The organism is Lysobacterales bacterium (assembly GCA_014946745.1).
In the GTDB taxonomy this organism is placed as follows: domain Bacteria; phylum Pseudomonadota; class Gammaproteobacteria; order Xanthomonadales; family Xanthomonadaceae; genus Aquimonas.
Map to the genome: position 1 here is coordinate 440,067 of JADCRD010000002.1, position 23,181 is coordinate 463,247.

Annotated in this window: 18 protein-coding genes; 8 read left to right on the forward strand and 10 right to left on the reverse strand. The window is 68.5% G+C overall.

Translation table 11 applies throughout. From position 1 onward, the window contains the following. Window positions 1-99 precede the first annotated feature (99 nt). Genes H4O13_14090 through H4O13_14120 form a run of 7 tightly spaced genes read right to left on the reverse strand, consistent with a single transcriptional unit; the run spans window position 100 to window position 8,292 of the window. Window positions 100-3,165: a TonB-dependent receptor gene (locus H4O13_14090; GenBank protein ID MBE5316520.1), complete on the reverse strand. Its 3,066-nt coding sequence runs from the start codon at window positions 3,163-3,165 to the stop codon at window positions 100-102. Between the two features lie 52 nt (window positions 3,166-3,217). Continuing rightward, window positions 3,218-4,363: a tetratricopeptide repeat protein gene (locus H4O13_14095; protein ID MBE5316521.1), complete on the reverse strand. Its 1,146-nt coding sequence runs from the start codon at window positions 4,361-4,363 to the stop codon at window positions 3,218-3,220. Then, window positions 4,360-4,989 carry an energy transducer TonB gene (locus H4O13_14100; protein ID MBE5316522.1) on the reverse strand — a complete coding sequence of 210 codons (630 nt, stop codon included), beginning with the start codon at window positions 4,987-4,989 and terminating at the stop codon, window positions 4,360-4,362. Before H4O13_14100 ends, H4O13_14095 begins: the two co-directional genes overlap by 4 nt. Next, window positions 4,989-5,402 (reverse strand): biopolymer transporter ExbD, encoded by a 414-nt coding sequence (locus H4O13_14105; GenBank protein ID MBE5316523.1) that lies wholly within the window; start codon window positions 5,400-5,402, stop codon window positions 4,989-4,991. The genes H4O13_14100 and H4O13_14105 overlap by 1 nt, the downstream gene beginning before the upstream one ends. Window positions 5,403-5,414: 12 nt before the next feature. Then, a complete protein-coding gene (locus H4O13_14110; GenBank protein MBE5316524.1) occupies window positions 5,415-6,071 on the reverse strand; it encodes a MotA/TolQ/ExbB proton channel family protein in 657 nt (218 codons plus the stop codon). 29 nt (window positions 6,072-6,100) lie between these two features. Continuing rightward, on the reverse strand, window positions 6,101-7,513 hold the full coding sequence (locus tag H4O13_14115; GenBank protein ID MBE5316525.1) for a MotA/TolQ/ExbB proton channel family protein: 1,413 nt from the start codon (window positions 7,511-7,513) through the stop codon (window positions 6,101-6,103). Then, window positions 7,510-8,292 carry a DUF3450 family protein gene (locus H4O13_14120; GenBank protein MBE5316526.1) on the reverse strand — a complete coding sequence of 261 codons (783 nt, stop codon included), beginning with the start codon at window positions 8,290-8,292 and terminating at the stop codon, window positions 7,510-7,512. Before H4O13_14120 ends, H4O13_14115 begins: the two co-directional genes overlap by 4 nt. A gap of 581 nt (window positions 8,293-8,873) precedes the next feature. On the opposite strand from H4O13_14120, the gene H4O13_14125 reads away from it, so the two are divergent. Beyond that, window positions 8,874-10,193, forward strand: coding sequence for a hypothetical protein (locus tag H4O13_14125; GenBank protein ID MBE5316527.1), 1,320 nt, complete (start codon window positions 8,874-8,876; stop codon window positions 10,191-10,193). Window positions 10,194-10,568: 375 nt separating this feature from the next. Here the strand turns inward: H4O13_14125 and H4O13_14130 are convergent, their stop codons facing one another. Next, window positions 10,569-10,754 (reverse strand): hypothetical protein, encoded by a 186-nt coding sequence (locus tag H4O13_14130; GenBank protein MBE5316528.1) that lies wholly within the window; start codon window positions 10,752-10,754, stop codon window positions 10,569-10,571. Between the two features lie 698 nt (window positions 10,755-11,452). Between H4O13_14130 and mnmG the strand changes: the two genes are divergently transcribed. From mnmG to H4O13_14150, 4 genes are all read left to right on the forward strand, one after another. Then, complete coding sequence (gene mnmG / locus H4O13_14135; protein MBE5316529.1) at window positions 11,453-13,381, forward strand: tRNA uridine-5-carboxymethylaminomethyl(34) synthesis enzyme MnmG; 1,929 nt, start codon at window positions 11,453-11,455, stop codon at window positions 13,379-13,381. Window positions 13,382-13,896: 515 nt separating this feature from the next. Continuing rightward, on the forward strand, window positions 13,897-15,606 hold the full coding sequence (ggt, locus tag H4O13_14140) for a gamma-glutamyltransferase (GenBank protein MBE5316530.1): 1,710 nt from the start codon (window positions 13,897-13,899) through the stop codon (window positions 15,604-15,606). Between the two features lie 104 nt (window positions 15,607-15,710). Further along, window positions 15,711-16,421: a helix-turn-helix domain-containing protein gene (locus H4O13_14145; protein MBE5316531.1), complete on the forward strand. Its 711-nt coding sequence runs from the start codon at window positions 15,711-15,713 to the stop codon at window positions 16,419-16,421. A 71-nt stretch (window positions 16,422-16,492) separates the two neighbouring features. Further along, the gene (locus tag H4O13_14150; GenBank protein ID MBE5316532.1) at window positions 16,493-16,843 is read left to right on the forward strand and encodes a VOC family protein; all 351 of its coding nucleotides are present in this window, start codon (window positions 16,493-16,495) and stop codon (window positions 16,841-16,843) included. Between the two features lie 35 nt (window positions 16,844-16,878). Here H4O13_14150 and H4O13_14155 read toward each other — a convergent pair whose 3' ends face one another. Further along, window positions 16,879-17,325: a DUF3293 domain-containing protein gene (locus H4O13_14155; GenBank protein ID MBE5316533.1), complete on the reverse strand. Its 447-nt coding sequence runs from the start codon at window positions 17,323-17,325 to the stop codon at window positions 16,879-16,881. A gap of 377 nt (window positions 17,326-17,702) precedes the next feature. On the opposite strand from H4O13_14155, the gene H4O13_14160 reads away from it, so the two are divergent. The 3 genes from H4O13_14160 to H4O13_14170 all read left to right on the forward strand — a co-directional run bounded on the left by H4O13_14160 (window position 17,703) and on the right by H4O13_14170 (window position 20,201). Then, a complete protein-coding gene (locus H4O13_14160; GenBank protein ID MBE5316534.1) occupies window positions 17,703-18,359 on the forward strand; it encodes a hypothetical protein in 657 nt (218 codons plus the stop codon). Window positions 18,360-18,569: 210 nt separating this feature from the next. After that, window positions 18,570-19,214, forward strand: coding sequence for a hypothetical protein (locus H4O13_14165; GenBank protein ID MBE5316535.1), 645 nt, complete (start codon window positions 18,570-18,572; stop codon window positions 19,212-19,214). Between the two features lie 414 nt (window positions 19,215-19,628). Then, a complete protein-coding gene (locus tag H4O13_14170) occupies window positions 19,629-20,201 on the forward strand; it encodes a RebB family R body protein (GenBank protein MBE5316536.1) in 573 nt (190 codons plus the stop codon). Window positions 20,202-20,613: 412 nt separating this feature from the next. Here the strand turns inward: H4O13_14170 and hrpB are convergent, their stop codons facing one another. Beyond that, a complete protein-coding gene (hrpB, locus tag H4O13_14175) occupies window positions 20,614-23,106 on the reverse strand; it encodes an ATP-dependent helicase HrpB (protein ID MBE5316537.1) in 2,493 nt (830 codons plus the stop codon). Window positions 23,107-23,181 lie beyond the last annotated feature (75 nt).

Sequence of the window (23,181 nt, forward strand, 5' to 3'; positions counted from 1 at the left end):
GCGCCGACGGTGCCGACGGGAATCCCCACACTAAGAAGCTTTTGTTTCAGCGAGCCTGCGCGTGCATGACCGTTTGGTGACAGCGTCACCTGCGCGGGTTCAGAATTTCCACTCCACCGACAGCGCGGCCTCGCGGCCCTTGCGGAAGGCGCGCGTGGGCGCACCGCCCTGCTCGAAGCGCACTTCCGGATCGAGCAGATTGCGCAGGCGCAGCTTCAGGCCGAAGCCCTCCCAGGGCAGCTTCTGCGAGAGGGTGAAGTCGAGCTGGTTGAAGGGCTGCTCGTAGACATCGGGCAGGCCGTTTACACCGACGCGGGAAATGCGCTCGCCGAACACGTTCCAGGACAGCTGGGCCTCGGTGCGGCCCTCGGGGTGCAGGTAGGACAGCGAGGCGTTGGCAACGAACTTCGACTGCCCTTGCAGCGGGCGCACGGCATTGGTCTGGATGCCCGGATCGCCGAGATCGATTTCGGAATCGATGCGCGCGTAGTTGGCGCCGACGTACACATCCTGCCAGGGCAGGCGCTGCAGGAAAGACGGCAGAAAGCCCAGCTTGCCCACGCGCTCAAGCGAGCGATACACATCGAACTCGATGCCGATGTTGGTTGCGCTGTCGGCGTTGTCGATGGCCAGCAGCTCGCCCGACGCCGGCGTGGAGATGAGCTCGATCGGGTTGGTGAACTCCTTCGAGAACAGCGCGACCGAAAAGCTCTCCAAGGTGCTGAAGTAGTACTCCCAGCGCAGGTCAAGGTTCTCGATCTCGGCCTGCACCAGCTCGGGGTTGCCCTGTACACGCACGTCGAGCAGCGGGTCGACGAAGTTGGCCGGCGACTGCTCGCGGATGTCGGGTCGCGACAGGGTGGTGCTGTAGCCCAGACGGATCTGCGCTTTGTCCGAATAGGCCCAGGTCAGTGAGCCCGCCGGCAGGTTGTCGCTGCTGTCGAGCACGCCGACGATCGGTGTGGCGTTGGGATCGAAGGGCCGCACGGTGGTCACCGTTTGCAGCATGTCCTCGCGGCGCAGACCCAGGTTGGCACGCAGCTGCCACCAGCTGGCATCCAGCATCAGGTAGCGCGCATCCAGGGTCTGGCTGGCGGTGTAGGCGTCGCTGGACAGCGTGCCCTCCTCAAGGCGCAGTCCGTTGGGCCCGATGTTGCCGGGCTGAAGGAAATCCTCGTAGTTGAAGATGTCGCCCTGCGGGCGACGTCCGGAGAAGCGGAATCGGCGGATGCTCGACACACGATCGCGCTGCATCTGCGCCACGCCCGTCTGCACGCCAACTTCTATCGAATCACCAAGCTTGAACAGCTTCTTGAGGTCAACGCTGTAGTCGCTGGCTTCGTCGTTCAGCACTTCGTAGCGCTGCTGATTGAAGCTCTCGAACAGGAAGTCGCCAATGTTCTCATCGAAGGTGAATCGGAAGGTGCGGGCGTTCGGCGCGAAGCGACTGGCGCTGGCATCGGTGGCCTGCCAGCTCAGATGAACGCCGCCAAATGCGGGAAAGCTGTGCTCGCCGGCCAGCTGCAGAGTGTCGAGGCCATTCTCGATCCATTCGAGCGTGGTCACGCGATCGATGTTGCCCGAGCCGAGCACGCCCTCGTCGATCTGCACTTCGTCGGTGGTCTGGCGCAGGCGGGTCATCGTGAGATCGACCGCATGGTGCTCGCCCACCTTCAGGCCGAGAACACCAAAAACGCTGCCGTCGATCGCGCGCTCGGTGCTGCGGCGCTCGAAATCCTCCGCGGGAAGCAGTTCGTCCTGGAACAGGCTGTAGCTGCGCCGGGTCTCGGTGTTGTCGTTCCAGGCGTGGGCATAGCGCACCGCGGCAACGTAGCCCAGTCGCACATCCGAATCGCCGAAACGGAAATCGTCACCCACGCCCAGACCCAGACTACCGTTCGGAATCAGGCTGTCCTCGCGGGTCGCATAGCCCAGGGCCGCCAGCTCGCGGCCGGCCGCCTGCAGTTCAGTGGGGTTGCTGGGCAGACGATCGACGCCGAACACGCTGGGGGCGAAGCGCGCACCGCGATCATCACCCGTCCAGTCACGGCGTCCACCGTCGTAGCGCAGGCCGTCCTCACCGGTGGTGCCATCGGCGTAACCCACGGTCAGCGAACTGCGGAAGAAGAACTCCTCCGGCACGCCGCGTGTGCGCAGCTGGATGGTTCCGCCGCCGAACTCGCCGGGCATGTCGGCCGAGTAGGTCTTCTGCACCACGATGCCCTGCAGCACCTCGGTAGGGAACAGGTCCAGCGGCACCACGCGGCGGGTGGGGTCCGGGCTGGGCACCTGGGCGCCATTCAAGAGCGTGCTGGAGTAGCGCTCACCCAAACCACGCACATAGACGAATTTGCCGTCGACCAAGGTCAGGCCGGTCACGCGCTTCAAGGCGCCGGCGGCATCGGAGTCGCCGGCGCGCGAGATCTGCTCCGCGCCGAGGATGTCGGTCACCGCCGAACTGGTGCGGCGCTCCTCGACGAAGCTGGCCAGCGAGCCTTCGATGAAGGGCTCCAGCACCACGAACTCGGGCAGTTCGACGCCGGCCGGGGTCAGCTCGATGGCCTGCTCGGTGGTCTGCTCGCTGGCGATGCTCACCCCCTCGAAGCTGCGCGAGGCGAAGCTCGGCGCCAGCACCGAGATGGCATAGGTGCCCGGCGGCACCTCGGCGCTGAAGCGGCCTTCGGCGTCGCTCACGAGATCGATCGGGGTACCAGAGACATACACCCGCGCGCCGGCCACCGGTTTGCCGTCTTCGCTGTTGAAGACGCGGCCGCTCAAGCGCCCGGGCGGACCCAGTTCGGGTTTGGCCTCGGCGGCCGCCGCGGCGCCGGCATTGGTGCTCTCGATGAACACGCTGGGTGCGGCATCGGGATAGAGCGTGGCGATTATCTGCGCGTCTTCGTCCTCGACCAGGTTCAGCTCAAGGCTCAGCACTTCGGCGCCGCCACGCAGCACGCGCAAGGTGCGCGCGCCCGGCTTGATCTTGAGGTTCAACGCACCGTCGCTGCTGGTGCGTCCACGCGGCGCGGCGTCGATCTGCACTTCGGCATCGGCCACCGGCCGGCCTTCGTCAAAGAGGTACAGCGACAGCTCGGCGGGCTCGGCCGCGCCCGCCGAGGTGGCGACGAGGGCGGAGATGGCAAGAGCAAGCAGGCGGCGCTTCATGGCGTGGCGTTCCAGGGATCGTGGTGCCCGCGCCGCGCGCAGGCAGGGTGCATCAGGCGCAGGCCCAGGGCGTGTCGGCGCATTCCTGCATCAGCCGGCGCAGCTCGGTGGCGCGGCGGAACAGCTCGGGCCGGGTCAGCACCTGCAGATGGGGCTCGACGCGTTCGAACTGCCCAAGGCGGTACCAGGCATAGGCCAGCGCATAGCGCAGGTCTTCGTCGTTCCACAGGCCAACCCGACGCAGTGCACCTTCGAGCGCAGTGACTTCGGCGTACTTGCGTGCGGCGATCAGCAGGCCGACGCGCTGCTTCAGCTTGCGCTCGCCGTCTTCGACGCGCGAATTCAAGTTCAGCGCGCGGGTGGTCTGTCCGGCTCGGCGATACAGCTCGGCGGCTTCGACCAGCAGCTCGGGCTCGCGTTCGGCCTGCGCCGCCATCACCTCGGCGGCGGCCAGGGGCCTGCCGCTTTCCAACCAGGTCTGCGCCAGAGCGCGGGCGATCGCGCCGTTGTCGGGGAACTTCAGCCGTGCGGCTTCCAGAAAACGCAGGGCCTCATCGAAGGACTTGCTGCGGCGGAGCGCAGTGCCAATCGCGGCATAGTCCTCGGCCTTGGGCTCGCCGCGATTCAGGTAATCGCGGCCCAGCTCGGCGGCTTCGGCGTACAGCCCGGCCTCGACCAGATAGAAGACCTGCCGACGCTGGAAGCTCAGGTTGCCCGGGAAGCGGTTGCCGGCCTCGCTGAGCGTGTCCAGCGCGGCCTGGCGCTGGCCCTGCATCCACTGCGCATGCGCGCGCAGCAGCCAGGCGCCGCTGATGCCGTTGACCGCCTCACCGGCCTCGTCCAAGGCCTGCACAGCCTGCTCGTAACGCTCCAGACCGAAGTAGGCCTGGGCGCGGTAGAGGTGGATCATCGGTTCGGCCTGGCCGGCGCCGACGGCGGCGTCGAAGGACTCGGCCGCGGTTTCGAGCTGCTGCTGCTCCAGCGCGATCAGGCCGCGCACGGTGTGGTACTTGGCGAGATCGATGCCCTCGACGCTGAGGTCGACGCGCGCCAGCGCTTCGGCGGCGCGCTCGGCTTCGCCATCGCGCATCAGCAGTGCGGCCAGCTCAACGTAGTCGACTTCGTCGTCGCTGTTGTCCTGCGCGATCGAGTGCAGCGACAGAGCAAGCAGCAGGGCGAGTGCAATCAGGCGACTCATGACAGGTTGAACCTCACGCGCTGGGTGGCCCACACGCGCACGTTCTCGCCGCGGTAGGTGGCCGGCTCGAACTTCCAGGTCTGCACGCCCGCCACGGCGACCTCGTCGAAGACGCCGGCGGGTTGCGCTTCCAGCACCTTGACGCGCTCGACCTGGCCGGTCGGGCCGATCAGCACGCTCAGCAGCACGTAGCCGGTGACGCCCTCGGCGCGCGCACGCGGCGGGTAGGTCATAGGCGTCTGCACGATCGGTCGCGGCGCGACGTCGACGGTGTCGTCGGTCATCACCACATCGCTGCTGTCGCCGAGGATGTCATTGCCGAGGCCCAGCTCGTCGGCGTCGAAGCCGGGCAGACCGAAGTCGAGCCCCGACAGCCCGCCGTCGAGACCAGCGATCGGCGCAGGCGCACTGCGCTGCGGCGCGCGGCGCGGCGGCGCGGGGCGACGCACGGGTTCAGCGGCCGGGGGCTTCTCTTTCTTGACCACCTCGATCGCGCTGAAGGCGCCGGCATCCTCGCCTTCCGGCGGCTCGAAGGGCTGGTTCATCCACAGCACAAGAGCAAGCACAAGCACGGTGCCCAGCGCCGAGACGCCGAGCCCGACAAGGCGCGGGTCGCGCAGGCGCATCAGCCTTCTCCCGCCTCAGCGACCGTGGCAACGCCGACTTCTTCCGCGCCGGCCAGGCGCGCGGCATCGACTACGCGGATCAGCTTTTCGGCCGGCACCTGGTCGTCGGTAATCACCAGCACCGATTTCTGGGTCATGCCTTTCAGCTGATCGCGCACGCGCGACTGGATCACCCACTCACGCACCGGCTCGCCGTCGAGGTAGGTCTCGCCCTGGCGGTCGATGTACAGGCGCACGGCCTTGGTCGAGGCCACCACCTGCGACTGCGAGGCAGGGCGGTTGATGTCCAGCTTCATGTCCTTGACGAAGGTCGTCGAGACCATGAAGAAGATCAGCAGGATGAAGGTCATGTCGATCATCGGGGTGAGATCGACGGCGGCCTCGGGAGATTTGCTCTGACGACGACGCAGCATGAGCGGATTGCCTTAGGCGGTGGCCGGCGCAGCCGGCACGTGGCGATGGTCGGCTTCGGGGTCGAAGCGGCTGATCAGCAGGTCCTTGATCTGGGCGAGATCGAGCTCCAGCTGCTGCTGCCTGCGGTCGAGAAGGAACTTGACGATGACACCCGGTACCGCGACCACGAGGCCCATCTGGGTGGTGAACAGCGCGGTGGCGATTCCGGCGGCAATGCCGCCGCCCTGCGAGAACAGGCTCATGTCGCCGAGCGAGCTGAAGGTTTCGATCATGCCGGCCACGGTGCCGAGCAGGCCCAGCAGCGGCGAGATGCCGACCATGGCGGTGATCATGGTGGCGTGTCGCTTGATCTCACCGTCGAACTCGGCGAAGGACTCGTCCAGGTAGCGGCGCAGATGCGGACGCGGCTGCGCGCACACCGCCATGCCGCGCACGATGGCCTGGTCGACGATGCCGTCCGGCGCTTTGGCGCGGCCATCGGCATAGCGCTTGATCAGCACGCGCACGTTCTTGCGACTGCCGCGGCGCAGCAGCATCCAACGCGCGCCGATCGCGTACCACAGCAGCATGGCGCAGACCACCAGCACCGGCATGACAAAGCCGCCGAGGACGAGGTAGTTGCCGATGGACTGCACTGCGCCATCGTTGGGGTCGAGGCCGAGGGCCATGCGGGGATCTCCGAGCTGCGCGTCGAGGCTCAGGCGGCCTTGCGCGAGGGCGCAAGACGCACTTCCTGAACCAGATTGACGACCTTCAGCGCGGCCTTTTCCATGTCGTCCTTGATGCGCTCGGCCCAGCCGTTCAAGAGGCTGCCGAACAGCAGGCAGGGAATCGCCACGATCAGGCCCTGCTCGGTCGTCACAAGCGCCACCGCGATGCCGCCAGACAGCATCTTGGGATCGGAGGTGCCGAACTCGGTGATGACATCAAACGTCTGAATCATGCCGGTGACGGTGCCGAGCAGGCCGAGCAGCGGGCCGACCGCCGCGATCATCAGAATGAAGGCGCCGAAGCGGTTGAGGTGGGTCGACTCGTGCAGGATCGACTCCGAGATGATGTCCTCCAGGTGCTCTCGCTCGCGATCGACGTTGCGCAGGGCGGCGGTGACCACGCGCGCGGCCGAGCCTTTGAAGCGCTTGGCGGCGGCGATGGCGTCATCGATACGCCCGGCCCGCACGGCCGGGCCGACGCCGTCCATGATGGCCTGGATGCTCGCGCCGGCACGCTGCAGAAACAGCGCGCGCAGCACGACGAACACGAGGGCCAGGGCGCCCAGCGCAAGGATGATGTAGCCGATCAGGCCGCCCTTCTTCATCTCGTTGATGAAGCTCTTGTCCTCGGGATCGAGCACGGCGGTGTTGGTGTTCTCGAACAGGTAGGCCTGCAGAGTCGCCGGCAGCTGGCCCTGGGCCAGCGCCTGCGCGCTGGCGGCGGCCGGATCCTTCCACAGACGGAAGCGCTCACCACCCGCCGGCACCAGCGCACCGCTGCCCTGCTCGCTGACGCCAAAGGCGGCGATGTTGCCGAAGCGAATGATCTGCCCCTGCACCTCGGTGCCGTCAGCCAGAAAGAACGCGCCCGCCTCGCGGCGGATCTCGGCGAGCTGGCCGAGCTGGGCGATACCCTGCTCGAACAGCCCCTGCAGCTTGCCCAGTTCATCGCGGGCGGCGAAGTCGTCGGCCGACAGCGCATCGTTGCCGAAGCCCGCGAGCGTACTGCGCGCCTGCTCAAGGGTCGCGTCGACGAAGCCCGCGTTCTCGGCCAGGGCGAAGGCAGCCTGCTCGATGCGGGTCAGCTCTTCGGTCGCGGTCTCGGCTTCGGCGCGCTCGGCGAACACGCGGTTTTCCAGCGCGGCGACTTCGGCCTCCAGCCGCGACTTCTGCGCGGCGGTCTGCTGGCGGATCTCGTTCACGCGCGCGGTGAGCTCGCGCTTCTGCGCTTCCAGCAGGGCGAATTCGCGGCGGTAGGCCTGCTCGACGTTCACCGTCGGCGCGGGGGCAGTCACGGCGGGTGCAGGTGCAGCGGGCGATTGCGGAGCGGGCGCACTGTCCTGGGCGAAGGCGGCGAAGGGCAGCAGGCTGGCAAGAAGAAGAGGGGCGAGACGAATCATTGGGCGGCTCCGGCGGCGGCCAGCGGCAGTTCGAACCAGCCCTGGCGAATCTGTTTGCCCAGCGAATCAAACAGGTTGCGCACCTGCGCCTGCTGGCCTGCATCGGTGAGTTCCACGAAGGTCCAGCCGCTGCCCTGGCGCTGGGCCTGGCCCAGGCGTCCATCGCGGGTGCGGAAGTACAGGGCCATCGAGCCGAGCTTGGCGACATCGGCCAGCACGCGCTCGTCCCCGAGCTGGATCGTCTGCGTGTGCAGGCTGTTGTCGCGCGAGAGCCGGAACTCGTCCTCGAAATACGCCCAGAGGCGGTTCACGCCGCGCTGCGCCGGCACGCTGCCGTTCTCCAGCTCGCCGCGGAAGCGGTCGAGTTCGCCGAGACGCTCTTCGATCTTGAAGGGCAGGCCCGATTGGATGTGTGTCTTCAGGGCTTCGATCGCACTGAGCAGGGCCGGGCGCAGGTTGTCGCCGCTGGCGCCGGCGGCTTCAATTTCCGCCTGCTTGGCGGCCAGCTTTTCGCGCGCTTCGCGTGCCGCCAGGCCCTGACGCTCGGCGCTGTTGCTGAGCTCGGCCTTCTGCTGGTTCAGACCTGCCAGCATCACCCGCTGCTCTTCGCGCAGCAGTTCGAGCTCGGAGTTCAGCTGCTCGACTTCACCGCGCAGACGGATCAGGCCTTGGGCCAGCTCATCGGCTTCGTCCTGGGCAGAAACGGGAACGGCAGCCGCAAGGCACAGGGCCGCGAAGGCAGCCAGTGCGCGCGGACGAAACGCGGTGGGGCGGGTCATGGAGGCTCCGGACAGCGGGATCAGCGCGGCGCAGGCTGCGCTTGGCAGCCGCATACGGTATGACCGGGCAATTGCGCTTTTATGACAGGGCGGTCATGCGCTTGAAACATCTGCGCGTCGCCCGGACGCAGGCGACGCGCACGAGGCGTGTTGCTCGCGCAGGGCGCGGACGTGCAGGCCTTGCTTTGGGCGGCCTTTCTCGACCCCGGGCATCCTGCCTTCTTCCACGCCGGGGCCTCCTTCGGCGTTCGCGCCACGCTTGCAGCGGAGTGAACACGCGGCGAAGCGTGCGATGAAGCCCGGGAATACGGCCGAGGCGAGCGCGGGGCGCCTGGTGGGTCGAGACCCACCCTAGGCGACCGCCGCAGGCGACGGGGTCCTGCCGCATCCTCCCCAAGCGCACGCTGTGCTGTGGCAGAGACACGCCTTGTCGCTAGGGCCTGCGGCCGCAGCGCGTCCCATCGCCTTACTTCAGTGGCAATTCACCCGTCCGCGCCAAGACTCGGCCCGTGATGCGCGCCGCATGCGAGCATCGGGCTGCCGGACGCCAGCCTGTGCGTCCTGATTCGGGGGAATGCGCCATGAACCGCTGGAAGATCGCCCTGCTGTTGCCGCTGTCGCTGCTGCTTGGCGGCTGCGTCACCTACCCCACCTACACCTACCGCGACGGCACTCCGGTGCGCGACTCGCACTACGTCGGCGACGACACCTACTACAGCCCGACCGACGGCGACTACGGCGACTACTACAGCGGTGGCTACCGCTACGGCTCGGGCGGCTATCGCTACTACGCGCCGGACTACGTCAGCTATTCCGCCTACTACTCGCTGTTCTGGCCGCTCCACCGCTGGTACCACGACCCCTACTGGTACCCGGACTTCCACTACGGGGTGACCTACTTCCCACGCAACTACTTCAGCGTCAGCTTCCACAGCGGCTGGCGTGGGCACAGCCTGCCGCGCTGGGGCTACAGCAGCGGCTACCGAATCGCCTTCGGCTACAGCCACTGGTACTCGCCTTACCGCAACAGCTGGGTCGACAGCTACTACGACTGGGATCGCTACAGCTTCCACTATCGCGACAACCGCCGCGGCCACGGCTACTACGCGCCGGCCTACAGCCAGCCGCGCTTTGGCCATGCGCGCAACGCCGCCGAGCGACTGGCCTGGGAGGAACGCGAACGCGCGTCGGTGCGCGGTGACGGCATGGCCACCGGGCTGGGCGGTGGGACGCCGCGCACGTATGGCACCGGGGCTGCGCCCTCACGAGGCGCGGACTACGGCCCTCGCGGCGCGACGCGGATGGCGCCCGCCGCAGCGCCGGCCGTGCTGCCTGGCCGCGCCGCGTCCGTCCGCGAGTCGTGGTCTGAGCCCGCCTTGGATCGCCGCGAGATCGGCTCAGCGCCAGCCCGGACCTTCGGCGGCGGGCGCCGTGAGCTCGGAGGCCGGAGTGCCGAGGTGGAGGGCATCGTCCTGCCATCGGGGCCGCAGTCCGACCCGGCCCCGGTCCGCAGCGCACCCGCCCGGGTGTATCAGGCGATGCCGGAATCGCGCGACCGCTTTCGCGGACGCAGCTTCGCGCCGGCTGAGGAGTACCGGCCGGCGCCGCGCGAGTCGCTACCCGTCCGCGAGTACCAGGAGCCTCCGCGCGAGTACGCCCCGGCCGAACGCTTCGAGCCCGCCGCCCCGCGCAGCGAGTTCCGCACGGAGCGCAGCGGCCGCGGCTCGGATTTCGGCGATCGCAGCTTTGATGCACCGGCGCCGCGCTTCGAAAGCCCACGCGAGGAGATGTTCCGCAGCGAGCCGAGCGAGATGCGCAGCGAGCCGGCGCCGCAGTTCGACGGGGGCGGCCGCGATGAACGAGAAGAGTCGCGCGCGCGGGAAGCGCTGCCGTTTGACTAGCGCTGCAGAAGAAAACGTCGCAAGCATCCGATACCCGGCACGGCAGATCGCGAGGCACGCGCCTGGCGATCTGCCTTGAAGGCGCGGATTTCAACGCACGGAAGGCAAGGCAGATAGCCTGCCGACAGCTCGGCCTGCTCCGACACGATGGCGCGGCAGTCGCCTGCGACAACACAGACCAGGTTCACCCGGACTTGATCCGAGGTCTCACGTCAGGCGCGTGAGGGGACTCGCTTCCGCTGGATCCAGCATCGCGCCTTCGATCCGCCAGCGCGCCCGCCCATCTCGGGCGTCCACGCTGATTTCTCGAGCGTTGCCATGAGGATCAGGCGCTCCAGCGCCCAGCAGGAGTCAGCGCCGGGGGCGATTCGAGGCTCAGGCGGCGAGCCGGGCCAAGGCGTCGCGAATCATCCGCTGCTGGCGCTGGAGGCGCTCCAGCTCGGGCGCACTGGCGCGCTGACGCGCTTGCTCCTGGGCCTGCTCGACGCGATACAGCTCGACCATCAGGTCGTGGCGATAGCGCAGGTCTTCAGACATGTCGAAGTGCTCAATGGCGTTCATGGGGTCGGTTCCTGGTGCGGTGTTTCTGAGCATCTGGAAAAACTTTGGTGATGAGCATCACAGAGGTTTGTAAAAAAGCTTGCACGGCGCGACGAAGCAGCGGCAGAATCTCAGCCGTTGACGCCTGAGGGCGGGTTCTGACGCGAAGCGAAGTCTTCGCTCCCCCTCTTGCACGCTCATCGGCGCCCGGGCCAACGGTCCCCTGGATTCCCCCTGTTCCTAAGACTGCCGGGCGCCGACTTTCCTCTGATCTGACGGGCGGGAACGCGGGCGTCATCGCGTTCTTGCTCGGCGTTACCTTTGCGTTTCGACACGGCGAATACTCGCGATGTCGCGAAAGGCCGGATCTCGCGCACGGTTTTGGGCCTTCGCCCTGTCAGGACGAAGTCGCGCGGGCTCGGAGAGGCTTCGCCACTGGATGACCTATGCCGCTGGCGCTTGGATGACCCATGCCGCTGGCGCTGCGACCGCGTCCTAAAGACCGCGGTCGCGCGCCGTGCTACCCCACAACGCGCACGGCCGGTCCCTGTTCCATACCCGGCCACCTTGCGGTCAGCCGCCGCGGGTGCGCTGTGGGCTAAGCAGATTGCGTGCCAAGACCGAGGGCGTTCACGTTCCGGCGCGACAGAACGGTCGTCGCGGCCTCAGAATTCACGCCCCGCTCCTTTGCTATGCGCTGAGTCGCCCGGACCACCGCCATGAAGTCTTTCGATGTCATCGTCGTCGGCGGCGGCCACGCCGGCACCGAAGCGGCACTTGCCTCTGCCCGTTCAGGCGCGCGCACCCTGCTGCTCAGCCACAGCATCGAGACCATCGGCGCGATGAGCTGCAATCCAGCGATCGGCGGCATCGGCAAGGGGCATCTGGTGCGCGAGGTCGATGCGCTCGGCGGCGTCATGGCCTGGGCCGCGGATCGCGCCGGCATCCAGTGGCGCACGCTCAACGCGTCCAAGGGCCCGGCAGTGCGCGCCACGCGCTGCCAGGCCGACCGCATGCTCTATCGTGCGGCGATCCGCGAAGCGGTGGAGAACGCGCCGAACCTGCGCCTGTTCCAGCAGGCGGTCGACGACCTGCTGATCGAAGGCACGCGCGTGATCGGAGTGCGCACGCAGATGGGCCTCGACTTCTTCGCGCCGTCCGTGGTGCTGACCGCCGGCACCTTCCTCGCCGGCCGCATCCACATCGGCCCCGCGCAGTACAGCGGCGGCCGCGCCGGAGATCCGCCCGCGGTTGCCCTGGCCGAGAAGCTGCGCGAGCTGGATCTCGGCGTGGGCAGGCTCAAGACCGGCACGCCGCCGCGCATCGACGGCCGCACGCTCGACTACTCGGTGATGGAGATCCAGCCCGGCGACGATCCGGCGCCGGTGTTCTCCTTCATGGGCTCGCGCGCCTCGCATCCACGCCAGGTGCCCTGCTGGATCACCCACACCACCCCGCAAACCCACGAGACCATCCGCGGGGCGCTGGATCGTTCACCGCTGTACTCCGGCCAGATCGAAGGCACCGGCCCGCGCTACTGCCCTTCGATCGAAGACAAGGTGGTGCGCTTCGCCGAGCGCGACTCGCACCAGATCTTCGTCGAGCCGGAAGGCCTGAACACCCACGAGATCTATCCGAACGGCATCTCGACCTCGCTGCCCTTTGACGTGCAGGTGGATCTGGTGCGCTCGATCCGCGGCTTCGAGCGCGCCGAGATCACCCGCCCGGGCTACGCGATCGAGTACGACTTCTTCGACCCGCGCGGGCTGAAGGCCTCGCTGGAAACCAAGGCCATCGAGGGCCTGTTCTTCGCCGGCCAGATCAACGGCACCACCGGCTACGAGGAGGCCGCGGCCCAGGGCCTGATCGCCGGCCTGAACGCGTCCCGCCATGCGCGCGGCGAGGCGCCGTGGGCGCCGCGACGCGACGAGGCCTACATCGGCGTGCTGATCGACGACCTGATCACCATGGGCGCGCCCGAGCCCTATCGGATGTTCACCTCGCGCGCCGAGTACCGCCTGCAGCTGCGCGAAGACAATGCCGACCTGCGGCTCACGGCAATCGGGCGCGAACTCAAACTGGTCGACGACGCACGCTGGGCGCGGGTCAGCGCCAAGCGCGAGGCGATCGAACGCGAGAGCGCGCGTCTCGCCGCGATCTGGGCCGCGCCGAACAACAGTCTTGGGGCGGCGATCGCGCAGCAGCTCGACGTGCCGATCAGCCGCGAGACGCCGGCGCTGGATCTCCTGAAGCGCCCTGAGATCGACTACGCGAAGCTGATGCAGGTCGGGGCGCTGGGCCCGGGAATCGACGACGCCGAAGCCATCGAGCAGATCGAAGTGCAGGTGCGCTACAGCGGCTACGTCGAGCGCCAGCGCGAGGAGATCGAACGCGCGCGCCGCAGCGAGAGCACGCCGATCCCCGCGGATTTCGATTACGCACACATCTCCGGCCTATCGGCCGAAGTGCTGCAGAAGCTGCGCGCGACGCGACCCGAAACCGTGGGCCAGGCCAGCCGCATTCCCGGCATGACGCCGGCCGCGATCTCGCTGCTGCTGGTGTTCTTGAAGCGGGGATTCGGGATTCGGGATTCGGGATTGGGGGAGCGCGGCGCGGCGCGATCCGCCGGCACGGGTGCTGCCGGCTGACGCAATCGACAGCGATCCACTTGCCCGCGCACTTGTTTGTCGCGCGGTTCGTGCCCCTCTCCCGTCGGAGCGGTTCGGGGACGCTGACCGGCTGCCGGTGGCAGCCGATGGCCCCGAGAGCCCGAGCGAAGCGAGGTGGGGTTGGGGCGAGGGTTCGGCCGAAGCGCCGACGCGAACCTCGCCTAGAGGCACAGAAAAAACTCTAGCAAACCCACTGCTCAAGGCACCCAGCCCGCTCCCCAACCCCTCTCCCAAGGGGAGAGGGGCTCAAGCGTGGCTTCGCTCCGCCTCCACCCGCGCGCTCGGCACTCGCCCAGCATCGTCGCGCTTCGAACGGCCCCTCATCCGGCGCTACGCGCCACCTTCTCCCGTGGGGAGAAGGGCGAAGCGCCGAGCCGCGCGACTCCGAATCCCCAATCCCCAATCCCCGCTCCCAACTCCTCCAACCAAAGCCACAGGCCGCACACACCACAGCGGCGCACACTCGCGGGCCTGCCCACCCGCCGGAGCTCGCCATGCGTCTGCTGCTCGCCCCGCTCGCCCTGTCCCTCAGCCTGCTGCTGGCAACGCCCGCCAGCGCCGCCGATCGCATCACCGGCCAGCCCTTCACCACGCGCTCGGAGGTCATCGCGCCGTCCGCCATGGCCGCGACCTCGCATCCGCTGGCGACGCAGATCGCGCTGGACGTGATGAAAGCCGGCGGCACCGCGGTGGATGCAGCGATCGCGGCGAATGCCGCACTCGGTCTGATGGAGCCCACCGGCAACGGCATCGGCGGCGATCTGTTCGCGATCGTGTGGGACCCGAAGACGCAGAAGCTGCACGGCTACAACGGCCACGGTCGTTCACCCGCAAGTCTTTCGCTGCAGTGGTTCATCGACAAGGGCTACCAGGACATCCCGCAGCGCGGGGCGCTGCCGGTGAGCGTGCCGGGCGCGGTCGCCGGCTGGTTCGATCTGCACGAGCGCTTCGGTAAGCTCTCCATGCCCGAGTTGCTGCAGCCGACCATCGACTACGCGCGTAATGGCCACCCGGTGCACGAGACCATCGCCTACTACTGGGAGCGCAGCGTGCCCGCGCTTTCGCAGTACCCGGGCTTCGTCGAGCAGTTCACCCTCGACGGCCGCGCCCCGCGCAAGGGCGAGATGTGGAAGAACCCCTTCCTCGCGAACACGCTGGAGACCATCGCCCGCCGCGGCCGCGACGGCTTCTACAAGGGCGATATCGCCAAGACCATCGCCGACTACGTGCAGGCCCAGGGCGGTTTTCTCAGCGTGGAGGATCTTGCCGAGCACCGCGGCGAATGGGTCGAGCCGGTGTCGACCAACTACCGCGGTTACGACGTGTGGGAGCTTCCGCCCAGCGGCCAGGGCATCGCCGCCCTGCAGATCCTGAACATTCTGGAAGGCTACGACCTCAAGTCCTTCGGCTTCGGCAGCTTCGAGCACGTGCATCTGTTCACCGAGGCCAAGAAGCTGGCCTTCGAGGACCGCGCCCGCTGGTACGCCGACCCCGAGTTCGCGCCGGCACCCGTGGCTGAACTCATCAGCAAGGACTACGCCGCCGAACGCCGCGCCCTGATCAACCCGCAGCGCGCGGCGCGCACCGTCGAGGCCGGCAATCCGCGGCTCAACGAGGGCGACACCATTTATCTCACCACCGCCGATGCGAGCGGCATGATGGTCTCGCTGATCCAGTCGAACTACCGCGGCATGGGCTCGGGCATGACCCCGCCAGGGCTCGGCTTCATCCTGCAGAACCGCGGCGAGATGTTCGTGCTGAAAGAAGGCCACGCGAATACCTTCGCGCCACGCAAGCGTCCTTTCCACACCATCATCCCGGCCTTCATCACCAAGGACGGCAAGCCCTGGGTCAGCTTCGGCCTGATGGGCGGTGCGATGCAGCCGCAGGGCCATGCGCAGATCGTGATCAACATGGTCGACTTCGGCATGAACCTGCAGGAGGCCGGCGACGCGCCGCGCATCCACCACGACGGCAGCACCGAGCCCACCGGCCAGGCCCTGCAGATGACCGACGGCGGCGTGATCGAACTCGAAACGGGCTTTCCCTACGAGACCGTGCGCGCGCTGATGAATGCGGGCCATAGCGTCAAGTTCGCCAACGGCCCCTTCGGCGGCTACCAGGCGATTGCCCGCGATCACGAACAGGGCGTGTACATCGGCGCGTCCGAGAGCCGCAAGGATGGGCAGGCAGCCGGGTACTGAACGGCGACGCCCGTGCCCAGGTCGCTGCGGTCACGCCCGATGACCACCGATGCCATGCCGTACGACGCGGCGTGGCGCACGGCGTTCGCTGAAGCGATGCGCGCATGAGCGGACGCTACCGGCAGCGGAGCTTCGCGCAGGGGCAGGCGCTGCTGTGCCGCTGGGACTACCGCCAGGACACCTCAGCCACGCCTGTCCTCGTGCTGCCGGATGCATGCGTCGATCTGCTGTGGGATGGCAACACGCTTCGGGTCGCCGGACCCGACCGTCAGGCCCAGTACGCGCAGCTGGCACCGGGCACGCGCCTGCAAGGCCTGCGCTTTGCGCCCGGCGCGGCAGCGCGCTGGCTGGGTGTGCCCTTGCACACGCTTGCCGACCAGCGTGTGGCCCTGCATGAGCTCGACGTTCCTCGTCTGGCGCGCCTGTCCGAGCGCATGGCCGAGCACGGTCGAGGGGCTCTGGGCTGGCTGGCCGCGCGGATCCTGGCCGAGACGGCTCACCGCGCCGACCGGCTGAGCGCAGTCCACCTGCGACTGTCATCGGCGCCTTCGACCCCTGTTGCGCAGTTGGCCCGGGACTTGGGTGTCAGCGAACGCACGCTGCTGCGGCACTGCGAGCAAGCCTATGGCTATGGCCCGAAACTGCTGGCGCGGATCCTGCGGCTGCAGCGCTTTCTCGATCGCCGGCGCACGCATTCCACCCTGCTGGAGGCCGCACTGGACGCGGGCTACTACGACGCGGCCCAGCTTGCCGGCGACGCGCGCCGCCTGACCGGCCTGACGCCCACCCTGCTGGTGGCGACCTCGTCCCGCTGAATGTCCGATTTCGCCAAGACAGGCTGCGGGGGTCGGCTCAGACTGCAGGCTGTTGCCCACGGAGATCCGCCATGAGCGCTGCCGAACACCACCATCGCATCGACTATCTCGAGTTCAACGTCGCCTCGATCGCCGCGTGCAAGGCGTTCTTCGGCGAAGCCTTCGGCTGGACGTTCCAGGACTACGGGCCCGACTACTGCGAATTCCGCGACGGTCGCCTGTGCGGTGGCTTCGCCCATGCATCGCCTCGGCCGGGCGGCGCGCTGGTCGTGCTGGCATCGACGGCGCTTGAGGACAGCTTGGCAAAGGTCGAAGCCGCAGGCGGGCGCATCTGCCACCCGATTTTCAGCTTTCCCGGCGGTCGCCGTTTCCACTTTCTCGACCCGGACGGCTACGAATGGGCGGTCTGGTCAGCGAGCTGAAGCCTGGCCGACGCCGCTGGCGAACGCTGGCTTCTTCAGCCTTGCCCCGGTTCGCGCACCTCGCGCCACTGCAGGCGCGCCAACGGCGCGGCACAGTCGAACCACAGGCAGGCGTTCTGAGCGAAGCGCTGCATCAGGGCCTGCGCCTGATCAAGGCCGAGCCCGGCCACCAGAAGGCTGGGCTCGCTGTAGTCCCCCTCGAACGCTCGACCGATCGCCTTCAGGGCGGGCAGACCCAGGGCTTCGACAGCGCCCTGCAAGGCCCGCATGTCGCGTCGGTTGCGCTGATCAGGCTGCGGCAGGCTGTGCGGGTTCCAGGCGGTGATGAAGACGGCCCCGCCATGACCCTGTGCGCGCAGCCAGGTGGCGAGTGCCTCGCAGGGCTCATCGATCCGCAGCCTGCAGCGCAGCCGCGGATCTTCCACGCAGTAGTCGGTGGCGCGGTAGAGCGGCTCGTAGCGGGCGCGGGTGGCGGCATCCATGCGCGCACGCTGCCTGTCCTATGCCCAGCTCGCAAGCCACTTCGCACTCGGCTATCCCAAGCGCAAGTACGCGTATGCGCGCGGTCGAGCTTCGCACGCTCCACGGCGGGCCCATCGCCAGCACGGACGATGTAAGGCAACCGTCGGCCGCCTCCTGCGGCGAAGGATGCGCCACGCTCACGCCCTGCATTCGCCGCAGGCGGCGCAACCCAGGGCCTGACGCTTGCCGACGCGCTGCACCGTATCGCATGCCAAGGCTTGCGCTGATCCGCCGGCCCACACGCGCATGGGTCCGGCCCGCGGTCGCCAGCAGCTGACGGGCGCCGCCACGGCTGGCACTCTGCGACACGCCAGTACACGCCACCCCGGCCGGCCCCATGCGCATCGAACCCGGAACCAGCGCTTCGACCTCACTCCCCGCCCGCGTGCTGGCCAGCAGCCCCGATGCGGTGACCTGCGCCAGCTTCCTGCTGCTGTGGATCGCGCCCACCGCGCTCGGGCCGGATGCGGTGCGCGGCGCCCTGCTGCTGATGATCGTCGAGTTCCTGCTGATCCACGCCAGCGCCATGCTGGGCGGCACGCTGGAAGCGCGCCGCAGCGACGGCCGCAGCCCGGTGCCCGCCCTGCTGCTGTTCGGCGCGCTCTACCTCGGCATGGTGGGCGCCTTCGCCCTGGCCTTTGGCCAGTGGTGGCCGCTGGCGGCGATGGGCTGGCTGCTGCTCGGCAAACTGCGCACCCTGTTCGGCGCCGACGGCGGCGAGGCCGCGCGTCAGCAGCGCAAGGACGACTGGGCGCTCAGCATGATGGCCTACCTCGGCGGCGTGGTCGCCACCAGCCTGCTGCCCCTGCCTCGTCTCGGCCTGCAGCCGGATGTCGTCGCGACGCTGGGGCTGCCGGGCAGCGGCCAATGGATCGAATCCCCGCAGACCGGCATCGCGTTCGGCGCGCTGTACTTCGGCTTTCTGGCCTGGGCGAAATGGCGCGGGCTGAGGTTGCCGAGGGCGAACGCGGCGAAGCCTGAGGGTCGCGATTGAAGATGTCGCGCGGGCGGGACGAGTACGGCGAATATGCATTCGCAGGTACGGTGTAGGGCTGGGATCGCCGCTCCGCACTCAAGGGGCGCCGTGGGTGAGCTCTGAGCCGCGCGCAGCCTGCGCTCCAGATCCATGGGAAAGAGCACGTCCTCGAATCCCGCCACGGACCGGAGATACCGATTGATGTCGAAAGGCAGCTTGAGAGAAGCCGTGTCGAGGGAACCCAAGTCGCAGTGGGCGCGCGCGCGCTCCGCCCTGCCCGACGCGATCACCGCCGGCGTCTTCCTCGCACTGTGGGTCTCGCCCTTCGCCTTCGGCGCCGCCGGCGTGCGCAACGCCATGCTGCTGATGCTGGTCGAGTTCGTGCTGATCCACGCCACCGCGATGATGGGCGCGACGGTCGAGGCGCGCTCGGGGCGAGTGGCCAAGGTCCGCGTGCTGCTCGGCTTCGGCCTGCTCTACGCGCTGTTCATCGGCGCGTTCGCCTTCGCCTTTCGCGAGTGGTGGCCGGTGTACGCCTTCGGCTGGCTGTTGCTGGCGAAGCTGGTTCGCCTGTTCGGCACGGCCGATAGCGATGACGCACGCTGGCAGCGCCATTCCGACTGGGCCCTGACCTGCATGCTCTACCTCAGCGGCGCATTCGCCACCCTGTTCCTGCCGCTGCCGCGGCTTGGCATCACCCACGAGATCCAGCCGCAGCTCGGCATCGAAGGTGGCGGCGAATGGGTTCAGAACCCGCACATCGTGATCGCCTTCGGCGCGCTGTATTTCGGCGCACTGGCCTGGGCGCGCTGGCGCGATTTCCGCTTTCCGCGATCGCATCTGCCGAACCTCAGGAAGCCGCCGAGCCGCTGAGGAGCGTCCGCAGACTTCTGCCTCATGCAAGAGGGTGCAGCCAGCCGGTCGGCCGCGCGCTTCATCGCATCCACCTTCCGGATGCGGAGCCGCCCACACAGGCCTCCACTGCCAAGCCTGACCCGGCGCAAAGATGGCCGCGTGAGCCGGGCTTCGCCCAGCAGACCGCAGCCGTCCGGCCGCGCCGCGCTGTCGGTCCCATTTCGTCCACAAGCTCGGATCTCCTGCCGCCTCACCTTCCTGCTGTCGCGTGCTGTGATGCGCGGGCCGCACGAACAGCGCTCCGCGGCTTGGCACTGCTGTACCCAAGCCAGGGCAAGGCGCGTGCTGCGAAATCCAGCGAGCGAAAGTGCGCAGCCTTGGACCTGATCGAGGCCCCTTCTCAGCCGCCCCCCCTCTTCCAACGGAGCACTCATGGACAGCATCAACCCGCAGGTCACCGATGCCGTAACCCCGGCCAACACCAAAACCTTGGGGGAATCCCCGGCCTCAGCTATCAGCCAGCTCTACGAAGCCTTGGCCTACAGCATGGGAATCGCCTTTCAGAACGCGGTGTCTGCCCAGCAGCAGATGAACGCGATTTCCCAGGCCGCCACCAATCAGGGCGTCGTGCTCCTCTTCAGCTCGGACACGCTCACCTCCGCGCTGTCCGACCCGAGCCTCGTCGCCGCGATCGGACGCCAGCACAGCGAGGTGCAGGCCACCCTGCAAGCCGAGGCAAGTGGGCTGAACGAGCAGATCATCCAGTCCATGATCTTCAGCAATGCCGCCACACTGGACAATGCCGATGCCTTCGCCCACGCCCTGCGCGTCAGCGCCGGCGCTGCGGTGGCCGCGCTAGGCGCACTCAACCGGACCACCCTGGAATCGCAGAGCGCGCTGCTGAAGAACGCCGCCCGCGCCGCCTGCATCGCCTGCATGCTGCGTGCCCCTGACAAGGCGGCGGAGTACGCGCAGGTATTGGCAAGCATCGAGGCGCTGGCCTGAGCGACAGCGGCTTGGCGTTCGGCGCAGGTGCTGCGTGAGCATGACGCCTTCGGTCGCTTTGGCCGTATCCGATTCGAGCTGCGCCTGACGCACAGTTCGATCGATCGCGACTGAGCGTGGTGAGATCGCCGGGCTCAGATCCTCCCCTTCCCCCGTGTGGGGCGAGGCGGCTCGCTTTCAGGCCCCGGGTGCGAGCTTGAGGCCCATGCGCCCGAGCGAAGCGAAGGTGGGGCCGGAGGAGAGCGGTGGATCTCGCCGCAAGGCTCCCCCCTCTCCCCAAGCCGACTTCGCTTCGCTCGGGCTCAAGGGTGCGGCGGGTACGACCGACAGCCGACGCCTTGTTTACGCTTTCCACAAGGGGAGAGGGACGCAAAGCGGCGCTTCACTTCGGGCGCATCCCGCGCGGGGCCGCTCACGTCCCCCTTGGCTTCGCCCGATGCGTGGCCTGTGCGGTCCAGGGGTCGTCGGGCCAAGGGTGTTTGGGGTAGCGGCCCTTCAGCTCTTTCTTGACCTCGGCATAGGTGCGCTCCCAGAAGCCGCGCAGGTCCTGGGTCACCTGGATGGGGCGGCCGCCGGGGCTCAAGAGGTGCAGGGTCAGGCGCACGCGGCCGTCGGCGATTGCAGGCGTGTCGGCGAGGCCGAACAGCTCCTGCAGTTTCACCGCCAGCACCGGAGGCTGTTCCGGCACGTACTCGATGGCGCGCTCCATGCCCGAGGGCACGGTGATGCGCGTGGGTGCGAGACGGTCGATGGCCTGGCGCTGGCTGTGGTCGAGGCGCGAGCGCAGCGCTTCGCCGAGCAGGGCGGGGTCGATCTGCGACAGCCGCGTCTTGCCGCCGAGGTAAGGGCCGAGCCAGGCGTCGAGTGTCGCCAGCAGCGCCTCGTCGCTGAGGTCGGGCAGGCCCAGTTCGGGGCAGTGGGCGCGCAGCAGGGCAACGCGCTGCTGCCACTGCCGCTGCGCCTCGCTGAAGTCCAGCACCTGCAGGCCCAGACGACGGATGCCGCTGATCAGGCCCTGCACGCAGAGTTCGGCGTCGGGTTTGCCGATCGGTTTGCGGCTCAGCACCATCTGCTCATAGCGGCGCACGCGCGAGGCAGTGACCGCGCGCGCGGCTTCGTCCCAGCCGGCCTCGTCGCGCTCGATGAAGCGCTCGGAGAATTCCCGTTCAAGCGCCTCTTCGTCGAAGCCGGTGGCGCGCAGGATCAAGCCATCGCCGCTGTCGGCGCGCAGCTCGCTGATGACGAGCCAGGGTTCGCCGACCAGGGGCGAGTCCGACATCAGCTTGGCCATGCGGCCGTTGCTGAGCGCGTAGCGCAGGCGGTCGTTCGGCAGGACGTGCGCGATGCGGTCGGGGTAGGCGTGCAGCAGCAGCTCGCCCAGCCGGTGCGGCGAGACGCTGGCGACTTCGGCGGTGGTGTCGAGACGTCGCCGCCAGCTGCGCGCGGCCTGCTCCACGGCCATGAGCGCGCTGCGATCGGTGTCGTGGCCGCCGCGGCGGGCGCGGAAGTCCTGCAGGGCCTGCCAGCGGCTGGCCCAGTCCTCTCGACGACGCGATTCACCGCGCAGCACGTCGCGGCCTTCGATGAGCGCCACCAGATCGCAGGCCAGCGCGCGCGCCTGCGCATCGGGTGCCGCGCACAGCATGGCCGCCAGACGCGGATGCGTGCCGAGCTTCAGCATGCGCCGGCCCAGCGGCGTGAGCGCGCCAGAGGCATCGAGCGCACCGAGCGCGCGCAGCAGGTCTTCGGCCTGGGCGAGCGCGCCCGGCGGCGGCGCATCGACGAAGGGCAGCGCGTCGCTGCCCCAGGCGCGCAGCTCCAGCACGAGGCCCGAGAGCTCGACCTGCATCAGCTCGGGCCGGCGTGCAGGCTCCAAGCGCTGGCTCTCCGGCCACAGGCGGTAGCAGACGCCCGGCGCCACGCGCCCCGCGCGACCGGCACGCTGGTCCGCCGAGGCCTGGGAGATGTTCACCGTCATCAGCTTCGAGAAGCCGGAGTTCGGATCGAAGCGCGGCTCGCGCGCCAAACCCGAATCGATCACGGCTTTCACGCCCGGCAGGGTCACGCTGCTCTCGGCCACATTGGTGGCCAGCACGATGCGGCGGCGGCCGTCGCTGGAGGGCTTCAGCACGGCGGCCTGCTGCTCCACCGGCAGCTCGCCGTACAGCGGCAGCACCTCCGCATTCACCGCCTGCGCCGATTCGAACAGCAGGCGCTCGCCGCGCTGGATCTCGCGCAGGCCGGGCAGAAACACCAGCAGGTCGCCGTCGGTTTCGCGCAGCGCGAGTTCGACCGCACGCTTCAACTGGGCGTCTTCCGGCTCATTGCCCTGCCGCGGCGGGTAGGCGATGCGCACCGGATAGCTGCGGCCGGCGCTGGTGAGGCGTGGGGCGTCGAGCGTCTTGGCCAGGCGCTCGCCGTCGAGCGTGGCCGACATCACCACGATGCGCAGGTCGGGGCGCAGCTGGGCCTGCACTTCGATCGCGAGCGCGAGCCCCAGATCGGCGCTGAGATGGCGCTCGTGGAACTCGTCGAAAATCAGCGCGCCGATGCCGTCGAGCAGCGGGTCGTCCTGGATCAGTCGGGTGAGGATGCCCTCGGTAACGACTTCGATGCGGGTGCGCGGGCCGACCTTGGATTCGAAGCGGATGCGATAGCCGACGGTGTCGCCGGGCTGTTCACCGCGTGCGCTGGCCATGAAGTTCGCGGCCGCGCGTGCGGCAATGCGGCGCGGCTCCAGCATCAGGATCTTGCGGCCTTCGAGCCAAGGCGCGTCCAGCAGGGCCGACGGCACGCGCGTGGTCTTGCCGGCGCCGGGCGGGGCCTCCAGCACCAGGCGCGGCTGCCGGGACAGGCTGGCCAGGATTTCGGGCAGCAGGGGATCGATGGGAAACGCGTCGGACACGGGCGGCACAACCGGCAGAAAGGAAAACGCCGCCGCGGTCGGGCCGCGGCGGCGTAGTGTCCACGATTTGGGAGA